We start from the raw sequence: 21,346 nt of genomic DNA on the forward strand, positions 1-21,346 counted from the left end.
GAGGGCATTCATGCGCACGACCGTCGCCGGCATCGTCGCCGGTGTGTTGGCCTTCGGTCTGATCGGTGTCGGCCCAGCCGCCGCCGACCAGGCTCGCTATCCGGTCCCCTACGGCCCTGCAGGCATCGCCGCGGCCGCCGCCGCCGAACTCGCCCACCCCTACAGCGACCCGCCCGGCGCCAACAACTGGTCCTGCCGGCCGACCGCCGCGCACCCGCGCCCGGTGGTCCTCGCGCACGGGGCGAGCGCCAACATGACCGAGAACTGGCAGACGATCGCACCGCTGCTCGCCAACACCGGCTACTGCGTGTTCGCGCTGACCTACGGAGTACCGGCGGGCACCCCGTTCCCGTTCGACCAGATCGGCGGCCGCAACGTGATGGAGACCAGCGCGGCCGACCTGTCCGCGTTCGTCGACCGGGTGCTCGCCGCGACGGGCGCCGGCAAGGTCGACATCGTCGGACACTCCGAGGGCAGCCTGATGCCCGACTACTACGTCAAGTTCCTCGGCGGCGCGGCCAAGGTCGACCACTACGTCGCGCTGACGCCGCTGTGGCACGGCACCGACACCGCCGGACTCGCCAACGTGTACGTGCTGGCCAGGATGTTCGGGCTCGGGCCGGTGGTGGACACCGTCGTCGGCGGCGCGTTCCCCTCCGCGCTCCAGTTCCTGGCAGGCTCGGCGTTCCTCCAGAAGCTCGACAACGGCTCTCCCGCCGTGCCGGGCGTCAGCTACACCACCGTCATCACCAAGTACGACGAGGCCGTGGTGCCCTACACCAGCGGCATCCTGGACGCCCCCAACTCGACCAACGTCGTGCTCCAGGACCTGTGCCCGCAGGACTTCGGCGGCCACGGCATGGTCGCCTTCGACCCCAACGCGACCCAGGTCGTGCTCAACGCGCTCGACCCGGCGCACGCGCGCCCCGTCGAGTGCTCGTTCGTGCCTCTCGCCCCCTGAGCGCTCCCCTGTGCGTCCTCCCTGTGCGGACCCCGCGCGGTCGCCTTTCGAGGTGGCCGCGCGGGGTCCGGTCAGGGGACAATGCACCCATGTGCCGCAGCATCAAGACGCTCCGCCCGCCCTTCGAGACCGACGCCACCGAGGCCGACATGCGCGCGGCGGCGTTGCAGTACGTCCGCAAGGTGTCCGGCTTCCGCCAGCCCGCCGCGCACAACGCCGAGGCGTTCGAGCGCGCGGTCGCCGACATCACCGAGGCCACCGTGCGGTTGCTCGGGGCGCTGGAGGTACGGGGCGCTCAGAGTGCCTAGTAGCTGAGTCCTAGTAGCTGTCGCCGCCGACGAACTTCTCCTCCAGCTCGTCGGCCGAGCCCGCCACCAGGGTCATCGGGTCGACGAGTTCGTTGATGTCGAGGTTCTCCAGCGGCAGTGAGTGCCGCAGCACCACGTGGTCGCCCATGATCGCCGCGCCGCCGGCGACCGTGGTGTGGCCGACCTCCTCGAGCAGCTGCTTGAGGTCGACGTCGGCGACGAGCGCGCACGGCGAGGCGATCTGCACCCACTCGTGCAGCTCGTCGAGGACCTCGCGGGCGAGCACCACCACCTGGCTGCGGTCGTCGTCGAACTCGAACAGAATCCTGATCTCGTCGCGATCCTGCGCGATCACCTGATATTCGGCCCGCACATATGCGACAACATCTCCCCACGACGCCATTGTTCGTCCCTTTCCGCAGCCTGTGCCCCACGACCAAGATCCCCAGGAACCCAGAGCTTATCGCGGGCGGCCGGCGACATGCGGCCGGTCAGCTCAGCCGTAACTGGGAAGAAACAGCCGTCCGTAGGGTTATGCGCACCTGAGTATGGGATTACGTTCCGAACGAGTTCTCCTACCCTGCGGGAGGAACGCATGCGCAAGTACCGCATACCCATCTCCGGAGCGATCACCGCGGCAGCCGCCGCCGCGATTCTGCTGGTGCCCCAACTGGGTTCGGCCACCAACGTCGCGGCCGTCAACGGCGCACAGACCGGCGACCCCAGCTACGTCTACCGGATCGACAGCTCGGCCGGTCAGTCCGAGAAGCTGTTCGCGGACGGGTTCGACGTGCTGGAGCAGCGCGACGGCAAGGACCTGTTCGTGTTGGGTACCAAGGGCGACGGCGACCGGCTGCGGGGCTTCGGCTTCTCCCCCACGGTCGAGTCCGTGCTGCCGGCCCCGCAGTGGGCCCCGGTGCCCAAGCGCGCCGACAACGACCCCCTCGTCCCGGCCGACGTGAACGAGACGTACGACGGCGGCTACCACACCGTCAACGCGCAGTATGCGCACCTGGACCAGGTCGCCACGCAGCACCCTGACCTCGCCACCAACGTCACCTACGGCAAGTCCTGGCGCAAGAACCGGGGCCTGACCGGCGGCTATGACCTGCGGGCCATCTGCATCACCAAGAAGAAGTCCGGCGACTGCGCGCTCAACCCGAACTCCGCGAAGCCTCGGTTCTTCCTGATGAGCCAGATCCACGCCCGCGAGATCACCACGGGCGACGTGTCGTGGCGCTGGATCGACTATCTGGTCAACGGATACGGCACCGACAGCACGGTCACCTCGCTGCTGAACTCCACCGAGCTGTGGGTCGTGCCGATCGCCAATCCGGACGGCGTGGACATCGTGCAGAAGGGCGGCAACTCCCCGATCCTGCAACGCAAGAACGCCGACTACCTCAACGGCAACAACTGCGGCGTCTCCGCGTACAGCCAGGCCGGCGTTGACCTGAACCGCAACACCGGCAGCCACTGGGACACCAGCGGCATCTCGCACGACCCGTGCAGCCAGGTGTACGACGGCCCGCGCTCGGACTCGGAGATCGAGAACACCGCGCTGGAGGGCCTGTTCCGCAACCTGTACCCGGCCGTGCGCGGCTCGGGCAATAGCGCGCCAGCCCCGCCGGACACCAAGGGCGTCATGATCACCATGCACAGCGACGCCAGCATGGTGCTGTTCCCCTGGGAGTACGACTACACCGTGCACACCGGGAACGACGCGGCGCTGCGCGCGATGGGCAAGGCGATGGGGTCCATCACCGGCTACCAGTACGGCCAGGCCGGCGAGATCCTCTACAACGCCTCCGGCGGCACCGACGACTGGACCTACGACAAGCTCGGCGTCGCGAGCTTCACCATCGAGGTCGGCGACAACACCGGGCGCGGGTGCAGCGGCTTCACGCCGAGGTTCTCCTGCCAGGCCAGCTTCTTCTGGCCGAAGATGAAGCCGGCGCTGGTCTACGCGGCCCAGCACGCGCTCACGCCGTACCGGACGAAGTAACCGCACCGGACAGACCGACGCGGTTCGCAGGACAGCAGACCCTCGGATGCAGTCGCACCCGGGGGTCTCGTCTGTTTGTTGGACTCTGTTGCTTCTGACCGTCGATGTCGCGCTGTTCTGACAAAATCAGCCAACACTTGACATAAACCCCCACTTCGCGGTGTGATCTGAAACACTTTCGTCGCACTGAGTGCCGTCCCGTAACCCGAACCAACACCAACCCTGACGGTTGTTGGTGGATTTCGGCTGCCGTGGGGCGGCGCCTCGGGCCGAAGGTCAGCCGCAGGTTCGAGAAAGGTGTCGTGGTGAGGCAACTGAGATGGCCAGCGCTGATACTTGCGGTGCTGGCGGCAACCTGGACGGCCGGCCTCGCGCCGGCGCTGGCCGCCGCCCCGGCGGCCACGATGACGATCACGGTGGACGGCGCCTCCGGCGGCCGCGTCTTCGACGGGATCGGCGCGATCAGCGGCGGCGGCGGCAACTCGCGCCTGCTGCTGGACTACCCGGAACCGCAGCGCAGCCAGATCCTCGACTACATGTTCAAGCCCGGCTACGGCGCCAGCCTCCAGATCCTCAAGGTCGAGATCGGCGGTGACGCGAACTCGACCGACGGCTCCGAGTCCAGCCACATGCACACCTCCGGCGACCTCAACTGCGACCGCGGCTACGAGTGGTGGCTGATGGCCCAGGCCAAGGCGCGCAACCCGAACATCGCGCTGTACGGGTTGGCGTGGGGCGCGCCGGGCTGGCTCGGCGGCGGCAACTTCTGGTCCGCCGACACCGTCACCTACCTCACCAACTGGCTCGGCTGCGCCAAGTCGCACGGCCTGACCATCGACTACCTCGGCGGCTGGAACGAGCGCGGCTACGACAAGGGCTGGTACGAGAACCTGCACGCGGCGGTCGCCAACGCGGGCTACCCGACCAGGATCGTCGGCGCCGACTCGGGCTGGGACGTCGCCGACGCCATGATGAGCGACCCGGCGTTCAACGCCTCCGTCGACATCGTCGGCACGCACTACCCGTGCCAGGGCGACGGCGGCCCCGCCGACGTGTGCAGCACGACCGCGAACTCGCTCGCCACCGGAAAGCCTTTGTGGGCCAGCGAGAACGGCTCGCAGGACGACAACAGCGGATCCTTCGCGCTGATCCGCTCCATCACCAGGGGCTACGTGGACGCGAAGATGACCGCGTACCTCAACTGGCCGCTGCTCGCCGCGATCTACCCCAACCTCGGCTACAACACGACAGGGCTCGCGGTGGCCAACCAGCCGTGGTCGGGCAACTACGGCATCGGAAAGAGCACCTGGGCCACCGCGCAGGTCACCCAGTTCACCCAGCCCGGCTGGCGGTTCCTCGACTCCGCGAGCGGATTCCTCACCGGCAACCGCGCTGCCGGCAGCTACGTGAGCCTCAAGTCCCCCAACGGCCGCGACTACAGCAGCATCGTGGAGACCACCAGTGCGACCGCCGTTCAGACGGTGAGCTTCCGGGTCACCGGCGGGCTGTCCACGGCCCCGGTGCACCTGTGGGCGACCAACCTCAACTCCAGCAACCCCAACGACTACTTCACCCACACCGCCGACCTCACGCCGAGCGGCGGCGCCTACTCGTTCACCGCGCAGCCCGGCTACGTGTACTCGCTGAGCACGGTCGGCGGCCAGGGCAGGGGCACGGCGGCCAGCCCGCCGCGCGCCTCGCTCGCCCTGCCCTACGCGGACGACTTCGACGGCGGCACGCCGGGTCGCGAGGCCCGCTACCTCTCCCAGCAGAACGGCGCGTTCGAGGTCGCCGGGTGCGGCGGCGGCCGGGGCGGCCGGTGCGTGCGGCAGATGGCCCCGATCAGCCCGATCAACTGGGACAACGGGAGCGACCCGTACACGCTCGTCGGGGATCTGGGCTGGACGGACTACACCGTCACCTCGGACGTGCTGCTCGAACAGCCCGGCGCGGTGCAGCTGATGGGTCGCGTCACCACGCAGCACCCGTTCGCCGTCGCCGGCATCGACGCCTACTACCTCCAGGCGTCCGACACCGGCGCGTGGTCGATCGTCCGCAACGACACCAACGCGCAGCTGACGACGCTGGCGAGCGGGACAGTCGCGGCGCTCGGCACCGGGCGCTGGCACACCCTCGCGGTGTCCTTCCAGGGCAACACCATCACCGCGAAGATCGACGGCGCGACCGTCGGCAGCGTCGCCGACTCGACCTATCCGACCGGGCAGGCCGGGCTCGGCGTGCGCGGCTACCAGACCGACGAGTTCGACAACCTCGCCGTCACCCCGGCCGGCGCGCCGCCGGCCACCAGCTCCTACCGGCTGGTGAACCGCAACAGCGGCAAGGTGTTGGAGGTCGCCGGATCATCCACTTCGGACGGTGCACTCGTCGACCAGGCCACCGACACCGGCGCGCCGGCCCAGCAGTGGCAGCTGCTCGCGGACGGCAGCGGCTCGCTGCGGCTGACCAACGCCGGCAGCGGCAGGGCGTTGGACCTGCCCGGCCAGGCCGCCGGCACGCAGCTGGACCAGCGCGCTCCCACCGGAGCGCAGGGCCAGCAGTGGCAGCTCCAGCCGACCGCCGACGGCTACTACACGATCCTCGGGCACGGTAGCGGCCTGGTCGCCGACGTGAGCGGGGCGTCGACCGCGGACGGCGCGCCCGTCATCGGGTGGCCGGTCAACGGCGGGGCGAACCAGCAGTGGCGACTCCAGGCCGTGCCCACCGCGAACGTCACCTACCAACTGGTCAACCGGGCCAGCGGGTTGGTCGCGGACGTCAGCGGCGCGTCCACGGCGGACGGCGGGGTGGTCATCGGGTGGCAGCCCAACGGGGGCGGCAACCAGCACTGGCGGCTCGCGCCGTCCGGCGGCAACTACACGCTGATGAACTCGGGCAGCGGCAAGGTGTTGGACGTGCCTGGCGCCACCACCACGCCGGACACCCAGCTGGAGCAGTGGACCTACAACGGCGGCGCGAACCAGCAGTGGCAGTTCCGGTCGACCGGTGACGGCTACTACCAGTTGGTTGGCGCCGGCAACGGGTTGGCGGTGGACATGCGGGCCGGCTCGACCGCGCAGGGCGCGGCCGTGGTGCAGAACCCGGTGTCGACCGCGCCGAGCCAGCAGTGGCAGCTCGCGGCGGAGTGACCAGGTGACGGCCGAACCCCCGGGGGGATCTCCTCCCGGGGATTCAGCCGTCCGCGTGCCGGCGGCTGTGCCTGGCGACCCTGACCCGGTTGCCGCACACCGACGAGCACCACTCCCGGCGCGAATGGGTCTTGAGGAAGTACAGGATGCAGCCGGGCGCGGCGCACGCCCGCAGGTGCTCGCGGTCGGGCCCGGACAACAGTTCCACGGCGGCAACGGCGACCTCGCCCGCCGCGATCCGGTAGGGATCGGGCTCGGTCCAGCGCCGGGTGATCGCCGGAGGGGCGCCGTCGCCGAGTTCGACCCAGCCCGCCGCGCCCCGCGCGGCCCGGTTGACCTCGGCGCGGGCTGCGGCCGGCGCTGGTTCGCCGCCCTGCTGCTCGGCCAGCAGGGCGCGCAGGGCCGCACGCAGGTCGAGGAAGGCCGCGAGCCGCCGGTCGGTGGCCGACTCCTCGACGAGCCGGTCGGCCAGTGCCGGCCCCAGCCTGGACAGCCGCGCGGCGAGCCAGTCGTCGAGCTGCGCCGGGCTGCTCATGGCGTCGACGAGCACGCCGCGCAGCCCGCCGTGGATGAACGTGGTGTTCACCAGGTCCAGCGGCAGCGGCTCCCCCTGCACCGGCATCGGCAGCGCGTCGACGGAATCCATGACTAACGGTAACACCCCTTGCCGCCCATTAGCTCGGGCTGGCACACTACGACCGTTCCGGGATCTAATGCTTATCGATTCCTGTCACCATTAGTTGAGGAGTGCACCATGGCCGAGGCCACGACGGGCCAGGCGATCGACGACGCGCCGGCCTCCGCCGCCCCGTGGTATCGCAGCAAGGCGCCGGCCCGGCTGGGCTCGGTCAAGCTCACCGTCGCGACCGCGACCAGCGTTGCCGCCCTGACCGCGCTCGTCGCCGGCGGCCTCGCGCTCGGCAAGCCGCTGCTCATCCCGCCGCTGGCCGCGAGCATGGCGCTGGTCGCCGGCGCGCCCGCGCTGCCGCTCTCCCAGCCGCGCAACGTGATCGGCGGCCAACTGCTCTCCGCGCTCACCGGCTTCGTGTGCCTCTGGCTGCTCGGCGGCTCGCCCTGGGTGGCCGGCCTGGCCGGCGGCCTCGCGCTCGGCACCATGCTGGTCGCGCGGTGCGCGCACTCCCCCGCCGCCGCGACGGCCGTGATCGTCGTCCTCACCCAGCCGGGGGCCGTGTCGTTCCTGCTCCTGCTGTTGCTCGCCACCGCGATCTCGGTGCTGGTCGGCATCGTCGGCGCGCGCGCCGGCAACAACACCTACCCCGTCTACTGGTGGTGACCTCCGGAACGCGCGGATCCGACTCTGGACCGAGCAAGCGCTAGGGCAACGGTGAACGGCGCCGGACCCGTTTACTCCCGACCCGGCTTGTGCTAACCCTGTGCACAGGGCCGATTCTGGCCCCGCAGCGGCACTGTGGCCGGTCGGCTCCGGCCCCTCGACCGCGCGACACCGGCGCACGGTGAGGAGTCGCCGCATGGAGTCCTCCGACAACAGCACGCGGGGAAGCCTGTCCCGGCGCCGGTTCCTCGGCGCGTCGGCGGCGGCGGGCCTGTGGATGTCCGTCGGCCGGCTGGCCGCCGAGGCGGATCCGACCGCGCCGCAGGACTTCCCGCCCACCGTCGAGCTGTACCGAGAGCAGTTCCAGAACTGGGACGGTGCGATCAGCACCGACCCGCTGTGGACCTGCGCGCCGCGCACGCAGGACGAGGTCGTCGCGGTCGTCAACTGGGCGCACACGCACCAGTACCGGGTGCGCGCCTCGGGACACCGGCACTCCTGGTCGCCGCTGACCGTGGTCGACGGGCAGGCCGACGCCGTGCTGCTGGTCGACACCACCAGGAACCTCACCGCGCTGAGCGTCGTCTCGACCGCGCCGGCCGCCGTCCGGGCGCAGACCGGCGCGTCCATGGAGTCGCTGCTGACCTTCCTCGAGGACAACGGTTACGGCGTGACCGCGACGCCGGCGGCCGGCGACATCACGGTCGGCGGCGTGCTCGCCGTCGACGGGCACGGCAGCGCGGTGCCGGCGAGCGGCGAGGCCCGCATGCCTGGCCACACCTACGGATCGCTCAGCAACCTCGTCACCTCGCTGACCGCCGTGGTGTGGGACGCGGCCGCCGGCCGTTACGTGGCAAGGACCTTCGACCGCGCCGAGCCGGACTGCGCCGCGTTCCTCACGCATGTCGGCCGCGCGTTCCTCACCGAGGTGACACTGCGCGTCGGCGCGAACTACAACCTCCGCTGCGTAACGCGCACCGACGTCCCCGCGAGCGACCTGTTCGCGCCGACCGAGGGTCCCCGCTCGCTGAGCGGCTTCCTGGACGAATCCGGGCGCGTCGGCGTCATCTGGTTCGCCTTCACCGACAACCCGTGGATGCAGATCTGGACCGTGACCCCGCACCGCCCGTTCCTGTCCCGGCCGGTGTTCGGGCCGTACAACTACCCGTTCGCCGACAACCTGCCGCAGCCGGTCGCGGACCTGGCCGCCAGGATCGTCAAGGGCGAGACGGCGCTCGCGCCGATCTACGGCCAGCTCCAGTACACCGCGACCGTGGCGGGGCTGACCGCGACGCTGGCCCGCGACATGTGGGGCCCGTCCAAGAACTTCCTGCTCTACGTCAGGCCCACCACGATGCGGGTCACCGCGGGCAGCTACGCCATCCACACCAGCAGGGGCGAACTCCAGCACGTGCTCAGCGAGTTCGTCGCCGAGTACCAGGGCCTGCTCGCGCAGTACCGGGCGCGCGGGCTGTTCCCGATCAACGGCGGCGTCGAGATCCGGGTCACCGGGCTCGACCACGCGGCGGACGTCGGCGTGCCCGGCGCGCAGCCGCCCGCGCTGTCGGCGGTGCGCCCCCGCGAGGACCACCCCGAGTGGGACGTGGCCGTGTGGCTGGACGTCATCACGTTCCCCGACACCCCCGGCTCGCACGCGTTCTACCGCGACCTCGAGGACTTCTTCCACCGCACCTACACCGGCTCGCGCGCCACCGCGCGGGTGGAGTGGTCCAAGCGGTGGGGACACACCGAGGCCGGCGCGTGGACCGACCAGACCACCATCACCCAGCGGATTCCCGACTCGTTCCGGCAGGGGCCCTCGCCGACCTGGGACCGGGCGGTGGCCACGCTCAACAGCTACGACCCCGACCGCGTGTTCGGAAATCCACTGCTGGACGTGTTGTTGCGCTGACGTCGGAAGATCGTGCCCGAACTTCCCCGAGGGAGAGCGCTCCGTAGCGACGTAAACACGGTGGAGCATCATCACCCAAGCTAGGGGGCCAGATGACAACCACCGAGTCAGCACGCGAGGACACCGCGGCACGACTACTCGCGGCGTCCGCCCGCCGCTCCTACGATCCCGCCGTCGACATCGACTGGAACGCGCCGCTGCCGGAAGGCATGTACCACTGGCCGCCGGAGCGGATGAGCCTTTACGGCACCGCGCTGTGGGACGGCCTCACCGAGGAGCAGCGCGTCGAGCTGTCCCACCACGAAGCCACCAGCATGGCCTCCACCGGCATCTGGTTCGAGATGTTCTCCATCCAGATGCTGATCAGGTACGTGTACCGGTTCGAGCCGACCGAGGCCCACCCGCAGTACGCGCTCACCGAGATGGGCGACGAGTGCCGGCACATCGTGATGTTCGGCCGGTCCATCGAGGCGGCCGGCGCCAAGGCGTACCGGCTCAGCCACCTGGCCAGCGTGATGGGCCGGATCATGGCGCACACGGCGTGGGGTCCGTCGCTGCTCGCCACGATCCTCACCGCGGAGGAACTGACCGACACCTTCCAGCGCGAGACCATGGTCGACGAGCGGCTCCAGCCGATGGTGCGCGGCGTCGGCCGGATCCACGTCGTCGAGGAGGCCAGGCACGTGCAGTGGGCGCGTGAGGAGGTCACCCGCCTGATGGCGCAGACCGGCTGGTTCGGCCGGGCCGTGCACCGCGTGGTGCTGGCCGGCGCGGCGTTCGTGGTGGCCCGCGGCCTGATCAACCCGCGCGTGTACGAGTCCGTCGGGCTGTCGCGGCGGAAGGCGCGCCGGGCCGCGCTGGCCAACCCCAACTACGCCGCGACCCTGCGCTGGGCCGCGGCGAAGGTGGTGTCCTACCTCGACGAGGTCGGCCTGATCGGCGGGCCGTCCAAGCTCATCTGGCGCCTGGCCCGGCTGATCTAGGCAGCTGATCTAGGCAGCTGATCCTGGCGTCGCGACGGGTTCGCGCATCGTGGCGAGCAGGCCGGCGACCAGCACCAGGCCGCCGGCCTGGACCAGGCACAGCACCTGCGGGGCGACGGTGTCGCCGAGCGCGCCGAACCCGAGGAACGCCACGGGAAAGGTCAGGCTCACCGCGGCCTGGAGCGCCGCGAAGAACCTGCCCTTCACGCCGTCGGGCACCACGCGCTGGAACAGCGCGGTGAACTTGACGTTGGACATGCCAAGACACGCGCCGCCGACGGCGAGCGCGACCAGGTACGCCGTGCTCGCGTCGACCAGCCCCGGCACGCCGAGGCACAGCGCGAACGCGGCGATGCAGGCCGCGCCGAACCTGGCCGTGCGGCCGCGCACCCGCACGTGGCCCGCCGCGAACGCGCCGACCAGCAGGCCGAGCCACAGCGCGGTCTCCAGGCGGGACAACGTGTCCGCCCCGGCGTGCAGCACCGACCTGGTGTACAGCGGGAGGATCAGCAGCGTCGGCGTGGCGAAGAAGTTCGCCGCGGCGAAACAGCCGAGCAGCGGCCGGACACCCGGCAGCGACCCGAGGAACGCCCAGGTGCCAACGGGTTCCCCCGTTCCGGAGCCGGATTCGGCCACACCCTGCGCGGCGGCCGGCACCCGCCGGAACCGCGCCACCCACAGACAGCCCGCGGCCAGCGCGTAGGTGACCGCGTTGAGCGCGACCGCGCCGGCGAAGCCGATCGTGGCCAACAGCACCGCGCCGAACGCGGCCCCGGCGAAGTTCGCCACCGACTGCGTCGACGCCTCGAAGCCGACCGCCCGCTCGATGTCGGCCTCGTCGACCAGCTCGGGCACGGACTTGCTCAGGCACGGGTCGAACACCGCCTGGCACACGGCGAGCACCAGGCCGACCGGGTACACCGCCCACAGCGCGACGGAGTCCGCGAACGCGAACAGCGCAAGCACGGTCACCACCGCGCAGGCGACCAGTTCGGCGCGCAGCATCACCCGCCTGCTCGGCGCGCGGTCCAGCAGCCGGCCGATAGGCCGCACCAGCAGCAGCGACGGCAGCGCGCCGACCACCAGGAACGCGCCGGAAGCGAGGCCGCGCGCGTGCTCGGGCAGCTGGCCGAGCAGCCACCACAGCAGCCCGATCTGGTAGACCCTGGTGCCGCCCTGGGCGAACACCTGGCCGAGCCAGACCAGCGCGAAGTCCCTGTTGCGCAGCAGCAACGGTCCCTGGCGGGTCAGTGGCGCGGTCACACCCGCTCGTCGATCAGCCGGACCAGCTTGCCGGTGCGCGGGTTGACCCGCAGCTCGCCCGGGCGCACCCACTCCACGGCCAGCGGGTGAATCTGGCCACGCTCGACCTGCTCGGTGAACATCGGCCTGGCGCGGGCGAGGCCGGCGGCCAGCGCGTCGTTCAGCGCGTCGATGCCGCTCGCCGTCCCGGACAGCCGCAGCACCAGCTCGTCCCTGGCCTCCCGGTGCCGCAGCACCACCTGCATGCCGCCGACCCGGCCGCCGGTGTCGGCCGACTCCACGATCTCGCGCAGGTCGTCCAGGTAGACCGTGACCAGGCCGACCCGCGCGCCCTCCTCGGCGCGGCCGAGCAGCCGGAACGTGCCGGCAGCGACATCGACCCACTCGGCCAGGTCGCCCACGGGGTACCGGATCACCGGCAGCAGCCGCCGCACCAGGTCGGTGACCAGCACCCGGCCGGGCCTGCCTGGCTCCTCGATCGGCTCCCCGGTGTGCTGGTCCACGATCTCCACCAGCTTGTCCGGCGCGAAGGCCTGGTGCACCCGCGCGTCCGGTTCGCCGGCCACCGGGGCGCCGAGGATGCCGGCGTCCACGCTGGCGTAGCCGATCGAGCGCACCTCGGCGTTGGGGAAGGCGGCCGCGAGCAGCGCGCGCTGGTCGGCGTAGAACGCCTCGCCGCTGAACAGGATCAGCCGCACAGACGGCACCGCGCCGACCGCGTCCGCGACGTGCTCGGCGAGCCGGCACAGCGAGGTGGGCGGGGCGGCCAGCACGGTGGCGGCGAAGTCCTGCACGGCGCGCAGCACGAAGTCCGGCGCCGCGCTGCCCGCGATCGGCAGCTGCACGGTGGGGATCGTGCAGTCCTGGAGGCAGTTCAGCGTGAACACGAAGCTGGAGTACAGCTCCCCGGCGTAGAACAGGTTCGCCACCCGGTCGCCCGCGCGCAGCCCTGCGGCGGCCAGGCCGGTGCCGAAGGTGCGGCTCATCGCCCGCCACTCGTCCCTGGTGTACAGCGAGACGCGCGGCGCGCTGGTGGTGCCGCCGGTCTTGAAGACGATGCCGTCCTCGTGCGCACCGGTGAGCAGGCGGTTGTCGTGCAGGTCGTTCGCGGCCCAGAAGGCGCTGTGGTCGATGATCGGCAGGTCCGCGACCCTGGTGACGGGGTGCGGCAGCGCGGCGTAGAGGTCCCGGTAGAACGGGGAGTTCGCCCTGGCGAAGGCGACGAGTTCGGCGAGGTTATGGCCGGCGGCCACGGTGTTCCCTTCCTGGTCGGGTGTTGGGCGCGCTCAGCTGTTGTGCGGGCGGCGGTCCACGACGGCGCGCAGCTTGCCGCTGCTCGGGGTGCGCTCGAAGGCGTCCCGGCCGACGTGCTCGATGTGCAGCGTCACCAACCGGTCTCCCTGCACCGCGGCCGCCAGGTCGTGGTACCCGGCCAGCAGGAACCGTTCGAGTTCCGCGCCGCGCCGGTCCTCTTCCAGCCGCACCACCAGCCGCTCGGCCGGGTCGCCCTCCTCCAGCACGATCTGGAGCGCGCCCGAGTAGTCGATGGCGTCCTCGGCGATCGCGGTGAACCTGCGGTAGTTCAGGAAGTGCCCGCCGCTGCGGAAGACGTCGCCGGAGCGGCCGAGCAGCTCGAACCTCGGGGTGCGGCGGCCGCAGGCGCACTCGCCGGGCACCCAGCGGCCGAGGTCGCCGATGTCGTAGCGGTCCAGCCGCTGTCCCCTGCGGGTGTGCGAGGTGAACACCAGCCGCCCGGTCTCGCCGGGCGCGGCCGGCCGGTCATCGTCCACCGCGAGGATCTCCAGCGTTTGCAGGCCGTCGAACAGGTGGTGCACCCGCGCCTCGGCCTCGGCGCACTGGTAGCCGAGCGGGCCGGCGTCCACGCTGCCGTACGCGCCGGACCTGACCACCTCCACGCCGAACTCCTCGGCCAGCCAGCACCGCTGCCGCTCGCCGAGGTGCTCGCCGCCGAAGAAGATCTTGCGCACGCCCCGGTACCCGCGCAGCACGTCCGCTCCCTCGGCGAAGACGCGCAGCAGGTAGTTGGGCATGCCGAGCAGCGTGTCGACCTGATGGTCCACAATGGACTGCGCGACGGCCGCGTGGTCGTCCTGCGCCGCCATGGGGAACTGCACCGCGCCGAGGTTCTCCAGCACGGAGAAGAAGCTGAGGAAGCCGCCGTAGAGCTGGCCGCCGAAGAACAGGTTCATGGTGCGGTCGGTACGCGGGTCGAGGCCGGCCGCGAGCAGTCCCTCTGCGCCGAACCGCATGTGTTCGCGGTAGTCGTCCCAGGTGAACGCGGACAGCTTCGGCGCGCCGGAGCTGCCGCCGCTGCGGAAGAACACCTCGGCGCGGTCCGCGTCGGACTGGAAGGTCTCGAAGTCGGCCTTGCCGGTGACCGGGACGTCCGGCGGCGCGAGCTGCCGCGTGCCGATCAGGTCGTCGAGGCTCGCGTCGGCGGCGAACCGCGCGTCCAGCTGCACGTCCACCCTGCGGCTGTACCGCTGGAGCGCGTACACGCCGTCGTGCGGCTCACCGTCGTAGCTGGTCAGCATCTCGCCGGGCACGGTGACGCGCTGCGCACCAGCGGTGAGCACCGCGCGGGCCAGCTCGGCGGTGTCCGCCCGGTCCGCGGCGAGCCCGACGGTCTGGAGGTACTGCCGCATCGGGCGCAGCGTCTCGACGATTCGCCTGCGCGGCAACGGCTTCACCCACACCGTGCGGTACAGCGGCGAGGCGCGCAGGGCCGGGCGAGTGTCCGCGACGACGTGCCAGCTGCCGTCCCGCGCGGCGTGCACCCTGGTCAGCCCGAGGTGTTCCTCCAGCGCCGCGACCAGGATCGTGTTGGTGATCTCGGCCCGCTCCTGCTGGCTCGGCTCGCGCGGGTCGAGGCCGGGCACCACCTCGGCGAGCACACCGGCGAAGCGCTCGGCGAACGCGAAGACCTCCGCGTCGTCCTCGGTGTCCAGGTAGACGACCTGCGGGCTGGAGCACGCCTGCTGGTCGAGGCGGCAGATGTCGGCGGCGACCCCGCGCAGCACGTCCGGCGCGGACCAGTGCCCCTCGGTCAGGTAGGCGAAGGACAGCTTGGGGCCCCAGTCGACCAGCCGGCAGCCCGGCGGCAGCAGCGCGGCGACGCCGGCCACCGCCTCCTCGCCGCCCCACGCGGCGACCGCGTCGGCCGGGGCGAGCAGCCGGGCCAGCCAGTCGGCCTTGGCCGAGGAGAAGCGCAGCACCACGAGGCGGGCGGCGAGCTGCCCGGTCGGGTCCTGGTCGGCGAGGGCCGCCAGCAGCTCGTGGGTGAACAGCGGGTCGTCCGCGCTGGTCTTGACGACGTTGACGTTGCCGGCCAGCAGTCCCTCGATGGCGCTGAGCGCGCCCGCCGCCGGCGCGTTGCCCGGCGCGACGTGCGCCAGCACTCCGATCGGCACCCACGCCTCGAAGATCTCCCTGCGGAAGTCGATCCTGGCCAGCCTGCCAGGATCGACGCCGCCGAGTTCGCGCACCAGCTTCTGCTCCAGCGCCTCACGCCCGAGCGCCTCGGCCACGTCGACGAAGGTCCGGTCGATCTCGTCGGCCGGCACCCGACCGGCGAGCAGCCGCTCGGCGAGCCTGGCGCGCACCGGGTGCGCGGGGTCGAGCAGCGTCGCGGCGAGCCGGTCGCAGGCGGCGATCACCAGCAGCGGGCTGAGCCGGTCGCCAAGCGCGGCCCGCGCGAGCGCGTCGAGGTCGTCGAGCCTGCGGTCCGCCTCCGCGTCGTCGACCCATTCGCCCTGCCAGTAGTGCGAAAACTCGTTCATCACTTCCCCCTGAGGAGTTCGGCCGCGGCGATGGCGCAGCTCTTGTTACGGCTCACGCCGGCCCGCCCGTGCACCTGGAACCACGGCGTCGGCAGCCCGCAGCCGCACTCGTCCGGCCCGTGCAGCGACGCGAGGTCGCCCATCAGCACGCTCTGCGCCGGCACCGAGGTGATGTAGGGCGACAGGAACTGGAGGTAGCCGCGTTCGCCGAGCGGCAGCGGCTCCAGGGTGCGCACCGAGCGGATCAGCACCCGTGCCCAGGTCGGCACGTGCAGGTTGTGCCGCTCACACTCCAGGTACAGCACGGAGTGCTCGACCGAGCCGTAGCCGTCGCGGATCCGGTCGTCCGGAATGCCGAGCTGGTCGTTGATCCTGCGGTACAGCTCGGCCTTGCCGATCTGCCTGTCCGCGTTGCCCTTCCAGCCGCCGCCGAACACGATCAGCGAGCGCGGCGATAGCGTGACCGGCGGCAGGCCAAGCTCCCGCATCCGGTCCAGGGTGAAGGACAGGAACGCGGGGAAGCCGAGGATCCGCACCGGCGAGCCCTCCTCGGCGAACCGCAACAACGCCCGCACGCAGCCGAACACGTCGAACTCGTGGCTCCCCGCGCCGGTGTTGGCCAGCGCGTACTCCACCGAGCGCACCGGGGCGAAGTCGCACAGGTACTCGTCGGTGAACGAGGTGCCGAGGTTGAGGCCCGGCCTTGGCTGGTAGCTGTAGAGCAGGTAGTTCACCGGCTCGGTGTCGTCGATCCAGCCGTAGTGGTCGAAGGTGCGCGCGACCATCCGCTGCCCGCAGCCCAACGTCCAGTCGTCGAAGAACATCTGCGACTTCTGCCCCGTCGTGCCCGAGGAGGTGACGTGCACCCGCACGTCGTCCCTCGGCACGGACAGCACCTCGTGCATCTTGAAGAAGTTGGCGTGCACGAACGGTTGCCGAGGCAGCTCGTCGATCGAGGCGAGGGGCCGCTGCCCGGCCCCGCTTTCCGTCAACAGGCTGGCGAAGAACGGCGAGCGCGCCGCGTGCCAGGAGTTCGACTCGTTCATGGCGCGCACGAACAGCTCGTCGCTGTCGGCGCCCCACGCGTAGGGGTCGGCCACGTCGAGCAGTCGCTGCACGTGGCGAAGTGCCGAGGGGTCCGGCACGGTGACCGGGTCGAGGTACTTGCTCACCGGAACACTCCGTGTGTGTTGAGGTACTTCTGTTTCCACAGGTCGATGTACTGCTCGGCGTAGGGCCGGAAGGCCTCGTCGATGGCCAGCCCCCGGAAGTCCAGCGGCGCGGTGGTGCGCGCCATGACGACGTAGTCGCGGAACAGCTCGCCGTCCCTGCGCATCGCCGGGTACGCGGCGGCCGGCAGGAATCCGTGTGCCAGCAACAGGGACAGCTCGTCGTGGCAGTCCATCGGCAGCAACGTCTCCACGTAGGACGCGCCGAACTCGCCGAGCCGCGCCATCAGCTCGTCGAGGTGGTCGGCGACCGCCAGCAGCCCGGGCGACGCGCCGATCAGGGCGCAGTACCCGTCCGAGCGGCTCAGGTGCGCGTAGACCTCGTAGGCCGAGTCTGCCGAGTTTGCCGGGTCTGCCGAGGCGAGCAGCACGTTGGGCTCGTGGAACGGGTAGAACCGCCGCACCGGGTCGGTGACCACCTCGTGGAACCGGCCGAGCACGAACCTCGGCGCGTCCACCAGTTCGATGGTGTGGCCCGACACGGCCGGACGCGGTTGCGGCGCAACGGGTTCCGCGACGATCTCGGGGCGGGTGGACCAGCCGACCGTGCCGTCGAGCGACTCGACCAGCCCGGCGAGGCCGGCCGGCACGCTCGGCACGAGGTGGCGTCGGTCCAGCACGCCGTCCCGATACCTGGCCAGCAGCACCATCGTCTCGTGTCGCGCGGCCTTGCGCAGGTTGGGGAAGATGCCCAGCGCCCGGAAACCGTTGCGCAGGCACACCCGCTGCGGGACCGTCGAGGTCGTGCGCGCCGTGGCGTAGATCGAGTCCACCGGCTGGTCCTCCGCCAGCAGCAGCTCGCTGACCAGCTCGATCGCCCGGTGCGCGAGGCCGCCGCCCCGGCAGTCGGGGTGCACCACCAGGCCCTGGAGCTTGCCGAGCCGGTCGGCCGGGTCGACGGTGGCCACGATCGAGCCGACCACCCTGCGCCCGACCGGTTCGCGCACGACCAGCCAGGTGGTGCCCGGCGCGGCGATCTCCGCCGCCATGACCTCGGGATCGGTGCCAAGCGGCAGCGCGTAACTCCGGCCGTAGACGCGCCGGTACAGGCCGATGAGCTCGTCGACGTCATCGAGCCCGGCATGGTCGAAAACCGGTTCCAACTCGCTCCTCTCCTCGCTCGACGGCAGGTTTCTGCCGATGATTTCGAACAAATGCGCGCGCCAATATCACGGCCGCCGCAGAAAGACACGGAGCCGCCGCGCGGGACGACAGTTGAATGGTTAAGGATCTTCGGGGTGGCGCTCAGCCATGGGGTCGAGAACCAGCAACCAGAAGCAACTCTCCGACCAGACGAAATCAGCGTGACACATCAGGTTTACGCGCCGACGCTACCTCGCGTCACGACCCCGTGCGCCGGCCCCCGGCCCGTGACGAGCGGAAACAGGGCGACACAGAGAGCATGATCACAATGCCATTGGACCGAATGTCGCAACGGTTCACACGGATGGCCTCACGAAAAACACACTCGACCGATCCAGCCGTTTTCTATATTCCACGCACGCCCGCTTCGGCAATACCCGGACCGCCACTCGGGATATCCCCAGAGTTTCCGGCGGCGCGCGTGACGGCGCGCACAGTCGCCGAGCGCGGCCCCCGCCGCACACACCGACGGCCGGCATAGACCTCGTTTCGTCCTGTTCACGCAGCCTTCGCCCGGTGTTGCCGGACACGCGCGCCGGGTCGACATCCTGGCTGCCTAGCGTGCCGGTCGCCGCCAGCACGCAACGGAGGAACAGTGACCCCACCGCACGACCGCCGATCGTTCCTGCGCGCCACCGGGCTGGCCGGCGCCGGAGCCGCCGTTCTCGGGCTCGCCGGCGTCGCGCCCGCGTCCGCCGAGGACCAGTCCGCCGACAGCTCGGGCCAGTCGTGGCGGCCCGACCAGGACAACCCGCGCTTCACCCTCGCCGTCATGCCGGACACGCAGTACCTGTTCGACCAGGACAGCATCCATCCCGCCCCGGTCGAAGCCTCCCTCCGCTACCTCCTCGACCGGCACCGCGACGAGAACATCGTCTTCCTCGCCCACCTCGGCGACCTGACGCAGAACGGCCAGGCCGGCGAGTTCGACCGGATCGGCAAGGCGTTCGAGATCCTGGACCGGCGCGGCGCCTCGTACAGCGTGCTCGCCGGCAACCACGACATCTCGTCGTCCACCACGGACCAGCGCGGCGACTCGGCGTACCTGCGCACGTTCGGTCCCCGCAGGTTCGCCCGCTCGCGCGCCTTCGGCGGCGCGACCCCGGACGGCTACAACACCTGGCACCGGTTCCGCGCCGGCGGGCGGGACTGGCTGCTGCTCGCCATGGACTGGCGGCCCTCGCCCGGCGGAATCGCCTGGGCGCGCACGGTGCTCGCGCAGCACCCGAACACGCCGGTCATCCTGACCACGCACGAGCTGGTGTACGCCGACGACGGCAGCGGGCAGGCGCAGCTGTCGGACTTCGGCAGGACGCTGTGGGACCAGCTGATCAACGACAACGACCAGATCTTCCTGACCCTCAACGGCCACTACTGGCCGCCGGGGCGCACGACGCTGCGCAACAAGGCGGGCCACGACGTGCACCTGCACATCACCAACTACCAGAACCGTTTCTACGGCGGCGCGGGGATGATCCGGCTGTACCGGTTCGACCTGGCGCGCAACACCATCGACGTCGAGACCGTCTCGCCGTGGATCCTCGGTCAGCCCGCCGAGCGCCGAAGTGCGCTGGCGCGTCAGGAGATCGAGCTGACCGGGCCGGCCGACCAGTTCGCCGTGCCGATCGACTTCACCGAGCGGTTCGCCGGTTTCGCGCCGGTGCCGGCCCGGCCGCCTCGCCCCGTCCGCGACCTGCTCGTGCCGGGCACCGTGGCGTACTGGCGCTTCGACGGCGGGCAGGCCGACGGCGCGCCGTTCCCCGAGTCCGGCACGGTGGCCGACCTGTCCGGCCACGGCAACGACCTCGCCAAGGTCGGCGTGCCGGGCAGCGGGCCGGACGCGCTGAGTTTCTCCCGCGACCACCACCCCGACCAGCCGGGCCACGGCAGCCTGTCCTTCGCCGGCAACCAGAACCCGTTGCGCGGCGCGTACCTGCGCACCGGCGCGAAGGCGCCGCTGAACGCGGCCACCTTCCGGTCCGGCTACACCGTCGAGGCGTTCTTCTGGCTGCCGACGGACTGGAGCAGCGACCAGAACGCCTGGTCCGCGCTGCTCAGCCGGTGGGGCATGAGTTCGGAGGCGCACAAGACCAACGGCGATCCGCAGGAGCCGGTCGCCACGCTGAGCCTGTCCGGCGGACGCGAGCTCCAGTGGGCGATCTACCCGCTCAACCTCAACGGCTCGGTCACCAACTGGGGCCACGAGTTGCCGCTCGGCGCGTGGTGGCATGTCGCGGTCGTCAACGACGGCCACCACACCACCATGTACGTCGACGGCTGCGAGGTGGCGCGCAACCCCTCGACCGAGTCCGTCGGCATCAGCACGCTCGGGCAGCCGTGGCTGCTCGGCGGGTACGAGTACGGCGGCACGCTCAACCAGGTCTTCCACGGCCGCATCGGCGACGTGCGCATCGTGGACCGCGCGCTGCCCGTCGAGCGGTTCATGAACGCGAGGTGAGTGTCGCGAGTGGATGTCGGCAACTCGTGTCGACATCCACTCGCGCGCGGTTAGCATCCCCGCGTGACGAAGACCGCGGCCCGCCAACCGATGAGCGTCGGGCGACTCGAGGCGTTCAGCGACGGCGTGTTCGCCATCGCGATCACCTTGCTGATCCTGGAGATCCGGCTGCCCGGCGAGCCGGAGTCGGACCAGGCGCTGCTGCAGGAGCTGGTGCGGCTGTGGCCGTCGTACCTGTCCTATGCGGTCAGCGTCCTGCTGATCGGCATGGTGTGGATGAACCACCACCGGATGTTCCACCACATCCGCCAGGTGGACGGCTTCCTGCTGCTGCTGAACATCCTGCTGCTCGCCTCCGTCACGTTCCTGCCGTTCCCGACGCACGTACTCGCGGAGGCGGTGCACGTGCAGCGGGGCGAGCACACCGCGGCGGTGTTCTACGGCATGGTGCTGGTGATCGGCGGCGTGTTCTACAACGCCCTGTGGTGCTACGCCTCCATCGGCCACCGGCTGCTCGGCGACACGATCACCCCGGCCGAGGCCGCCGCGCTGCGGATCCGCTGGGGCATGGGGCCGGTCGTCTACCTGGTGGCCGCCGCAATCGGCCTGTGGAGCGCCGTGGCCAGCCTGGTGTTCTACGTGCTGCTGCTCCTGTTCTACTTCCTCGACCTCCGGCCCCGCCGCGCGGACGTGCAGTGAAGCTCACAGTGAGTTGACATTGCCGGGCCGCCGGATGACGATCCGGGGCGACAACTGCATCCGCGCCCGCACGGGGGAAGACCGGTCCGACTCCGGCGCTGACCCGCAACGGTAGGCCGTCCCAGCCGGGGCGGCGAGCCCGAAC

General features: G+C 71.0%; 16 protein-coding genes. 9 read left to right on the top strand and 7 right to left on the bottom strand.

The features are described from left to right. The first annotated feature begins 10 nt into the window (after positions 1-10). Entirely contained in the window at positions 11-961 is a 951-nt protein-coding gene (locus tag F0L68_RS38380; protein ID WP_149854837.1) for an esterase/lipase family protein, read from the top strand. Between the two features lie 89 nt (positions 962-1,050). Beyond that, positions 1,051-1,269, top strand: a complete 219-nt coding sequence (locus F0L68_RS38385; RefSeq protein WP_149854838.1) for a DUF2277 domain-containing protein — start codon at positions 1,051-1,053, stop codon at positions 1,267-1,269. A 10-nt stretch (positions 1,270-1,279) separates the two neighbouring features. Here F0L68_RS38385 and F0L68_RS38390 read toward each other — a convergent pair whose 3' ends face one another. After that, positions 1,280-1,672: a type III secretion system chaperone family protein gene (locus F0L68_RS38390; protein ID WP_149854839.1), complete on the bottom strand. Its 393-nt coding sequence runs from the start codon at positions 1,670-1,672 to the stop codon at positions 1,280-1,282. Positions 1,673-1,864: 192 nt separating this feature from the next. On the opposite strand from F0L68_RS38390, the gene F0L68_RS38395 reads away from it, so the two are divergent. Both F0L68_RS38395 and F0L68_RS38400 read left to right on the top strand, forming a co-directional pair. Beyond that, complete coding sequence (locus tag F0L68_RS38395; RefSeq protein ID WP_149854840.1) at positions 1,865-3,274, top strand: M14 family zinc carboxypeptidase; 1,410 nt, start codon at positions 1,865-1,867, stop codon at positions 3,272-3,274. Positions 3,275-3,579: 305 nt separating this feature from the next. Further along, positions 3,580-6,420: an RICIN domain-containing protein gene (locus tag F0L68_RS38400; RefSeq protein WP_149854841.1), complete on the top strand. Its 2,841-nt coding sequence runs from the start codon at positions 3,580-3,582 to the stop codon at positions 6,418-6,420. Positions 6,421-6,463: 43 nt separating this feature from the next. Here F0L68_RS38400 and F0L68_RS38405 read toward each other — a convergent pair whose 3' ends face one another. Further along, positions 6,464-7,066: a CGNR zinc finger domain-containing protein gene (locus F0L68_RS38405; RefSeq protein ID WP_149854842.1), complete on the bottom strand. Its 603-nt coding sequence runs from the start codon at positions 7,064-7,066 to the stop codon at positions 6,464-6,466. A 108-nt stretch (positions 7,067-7,174) separates the two neighbouring features. Here F0L68_RS38405 and F0L68_RS38410 point away from each other — a divergent pair, with 108 nt between their 5' ends. The 3 genes from F0L68_RS38410 (at position 7,175) to F0L68_RS38420 (ending at position 10,609) form a co-directional block, all read left to right on the top strand. Continuing rightward, complete coding sequence (locus F0L68_RS38410) at positions 7,175-7,714, top strand: HPP family protein (protein ID WP_149854843.1); 540 nt, start codon at positions 7,175-7,177, stop codon at positions 7,712-7,714. Positions 7,715-7,910: 196 nt separating this feature from the next. Next, complete coding sequence (locus F0L68_RS38415) at positions 7,911-9,626, top strand: cholesterol oxidase substrate-binding domain-containing protein (RefSeq protein ID WP_149854844.1); 1,716 nt, start codon at positions 7,911-7,913, stop codon at positions 9,624-9,626. A gap of 92 nt (positions 9,627-9,718) precedes the next feature. Then, entirely contained in the window at positions 9,719-10,609 is an 891-nt protein-coding gene (locus F0L68_RS38420) for an AurF N-oxygenase family protein (RefSeq protein ID WP_149854845.1), read from the top strand. 9 nt (positions 10,610-10,618) lie between these two features. On the opposite strand, the gene F0L68_RS38425 is transcribed toward F0L68_RS38420, so the two are convergent. Genes F0L68_RS38425 through F0L68_RS38445 form a run of 5 tightly spaced genes read right to left on the bottom strand, consistent with a single transcriptional unit; the run spans position 10,619 to position 18,004 of the window. After that, the gene (locus F0L68_RS38425; protein ID WP_188317057.1) at positions 10,619-11,872 is read right to left on the bottom strand and encodes an MFS transporter; all 1,254 of its coding nucleotides are present in this window, start codon (positions 11,870-11,872) and stop codon (positions 10,619-10,621) included. Further along, complete coding sequence (locus F0L68_RS38430) at positions 11,869-13,125, bottom strand: phenylacetate--CoA ligase family protein (protein ID WP_149854847.1); 1,257 nt, start codon at positions 13,123-13,125, stop codon at positions 11,869-11,871. The genes F0L68_RS38425 and F0L68_RS38430 overlap by 4 nt, the downstream gene beginning before the upstream one ends. Before the next feature lie 33 nt (positions 13,126-13,158). Next, on the bottom strand, positions 13,159-15,672 hold the full coding sequence (locus F0L68_RS38435) for an acyl-CoA reductase (RefSeq protein ID WP_149854848.1): 2,514 nt from the start codon (positions 15,670-15,672) through the stop codon (positions 13,159-13,161). Next, entirely contained in the window at positions 15,672-16,844 is a 1,173-nt protein-coding gene (locus F0L68_RS38440) for a LuxE/PaaK family acyltransferase (protein WP_149854849.1), read from the bottom strand. Before F0L68_RS38440 ends, F0L68_RS38435 begins: the two co-directional genes overlap by 1 nt. Next, the gene (locus F0L68_RS38445; RefSeq protein ID WP_149854850.1) at positions 16,841-18,004 is read right to left on the bottom strand and encodes a GNAT family N-acetyltransferase; all 1,164 of its coding nucleotides are present in this window, start codon (positions 18,002-18,004) and stop codon (positions 16,841-16,843) included. The genes F0L68_RS38440 and F0L68_RS38445 overlap by 4 nt, the downstream gene beginning before the upstream one ends. Before the next feature lie 635 nt (positions 18,005-18,639). Between F0L68_RS38445 and F0L68_RS38450 the strand changes: the two genes are divergently transcribed. Continuing rightward, positions 18,640-20,502 carry a LamG-like jellyroll fold domain-containing protein gene (locus F0L68_RS38450; protein WP_149854851.1) on the top strand — a complete coding sequence of 621 codons (1,863 nt, stop codon included), beginning with the start codon at positions 18,640-18,642 and terminating at the stop codon, positions 20,500-20,502. A gap of 63 nt (positions 20,503-20,565) precedes the next feature. Continuing rightward, positions 20,566-21,201: a TMEM175 family protein gene (locus tag F0L68_RS38455; RefSeq protein ID WP_149854852.1), complete on the top strand. Its 636-nt coding sequence runs from the start codon at positions 20,566-20,568 to the stop codon at positions 21,199-21,201. Positions 21,202-21,346 lie beyond the last annotated feature (145 nt).

Source organism: Solihabitans fulvus (genome assembly GCF_008386585.1).
Lineage (GTDB): Bacteria > Actinomycetota > Actinomycetes > Mycobacteriales > Pseudonocardiaceae > Solihabitans > Solihabitans fulvus.

Bases quoted from the DNA above. Each gene is read 5' to 3' on its own strand.
- F0L68_RS38380 (WP_149854837.1), top strand. From the start codon at position 11: ATGCGCACGACCGTCGCCGGCATCGTCGCCGGTGTGTTGGCCTTCGGT.
- F0L68_RS38385 (WP_149854838.1), top strand. From the start codon at position 1,051: ATGTGCCGCAGCATCAAGACGCTCCGCCCGCCCTTCGAGACCGACGCC.
- F0L68_RS38390 (WP_149854839.1), bottom strand. From the start codon at position 1,672: ATGGCGTCGTGGGGAGATGTTGTCGCATATGTGCGGGCCGAATATCAG.
- F0L68_RS38395 (WP_149854840.1), top strand. From the start codon at position 1,865: ATGCGCAAGTACCGCATACCCATCTCCGGAGCGATCACCGCGGCAGCC.
- F0L68_RS38405 (WP_149854842.1), bottom strand. From the start codon at position 7,066: ATGGATTCCGTCGACGCGCTGCCGATGCCGGTGCAGGGGGAGCCGCTG.
- F0L68_RS38410 (WP_149854843.1), top strand. From the start codon at position 7,175: ATGGCCGAGGCCACGACGGGCCAGGCGATCGACGACGCGCCGGCCTCC.
- F0L68_RS38415 (WP_149854844.1), top strand. From the start codon at position 7,911: ATGGAGTCCTCCGACAACAGCACGCGGGGAAGCCTGTCCCGGCGCCGG.
- F0L68_RS38420 (WP_149854845.1), top strand. From the start codon at position 9,719: ATGACAACCACCGAGTCAGCACGCGAGGACACCGCGGCACGACTACTC.
- F0L68_RS38435 (WP_149854848.1), bottom strand. From the start codon at position 15,672: ATGAACGAGTTTTCGCACTACTGGCAGGGCGAATGGGTCGACGACGCG.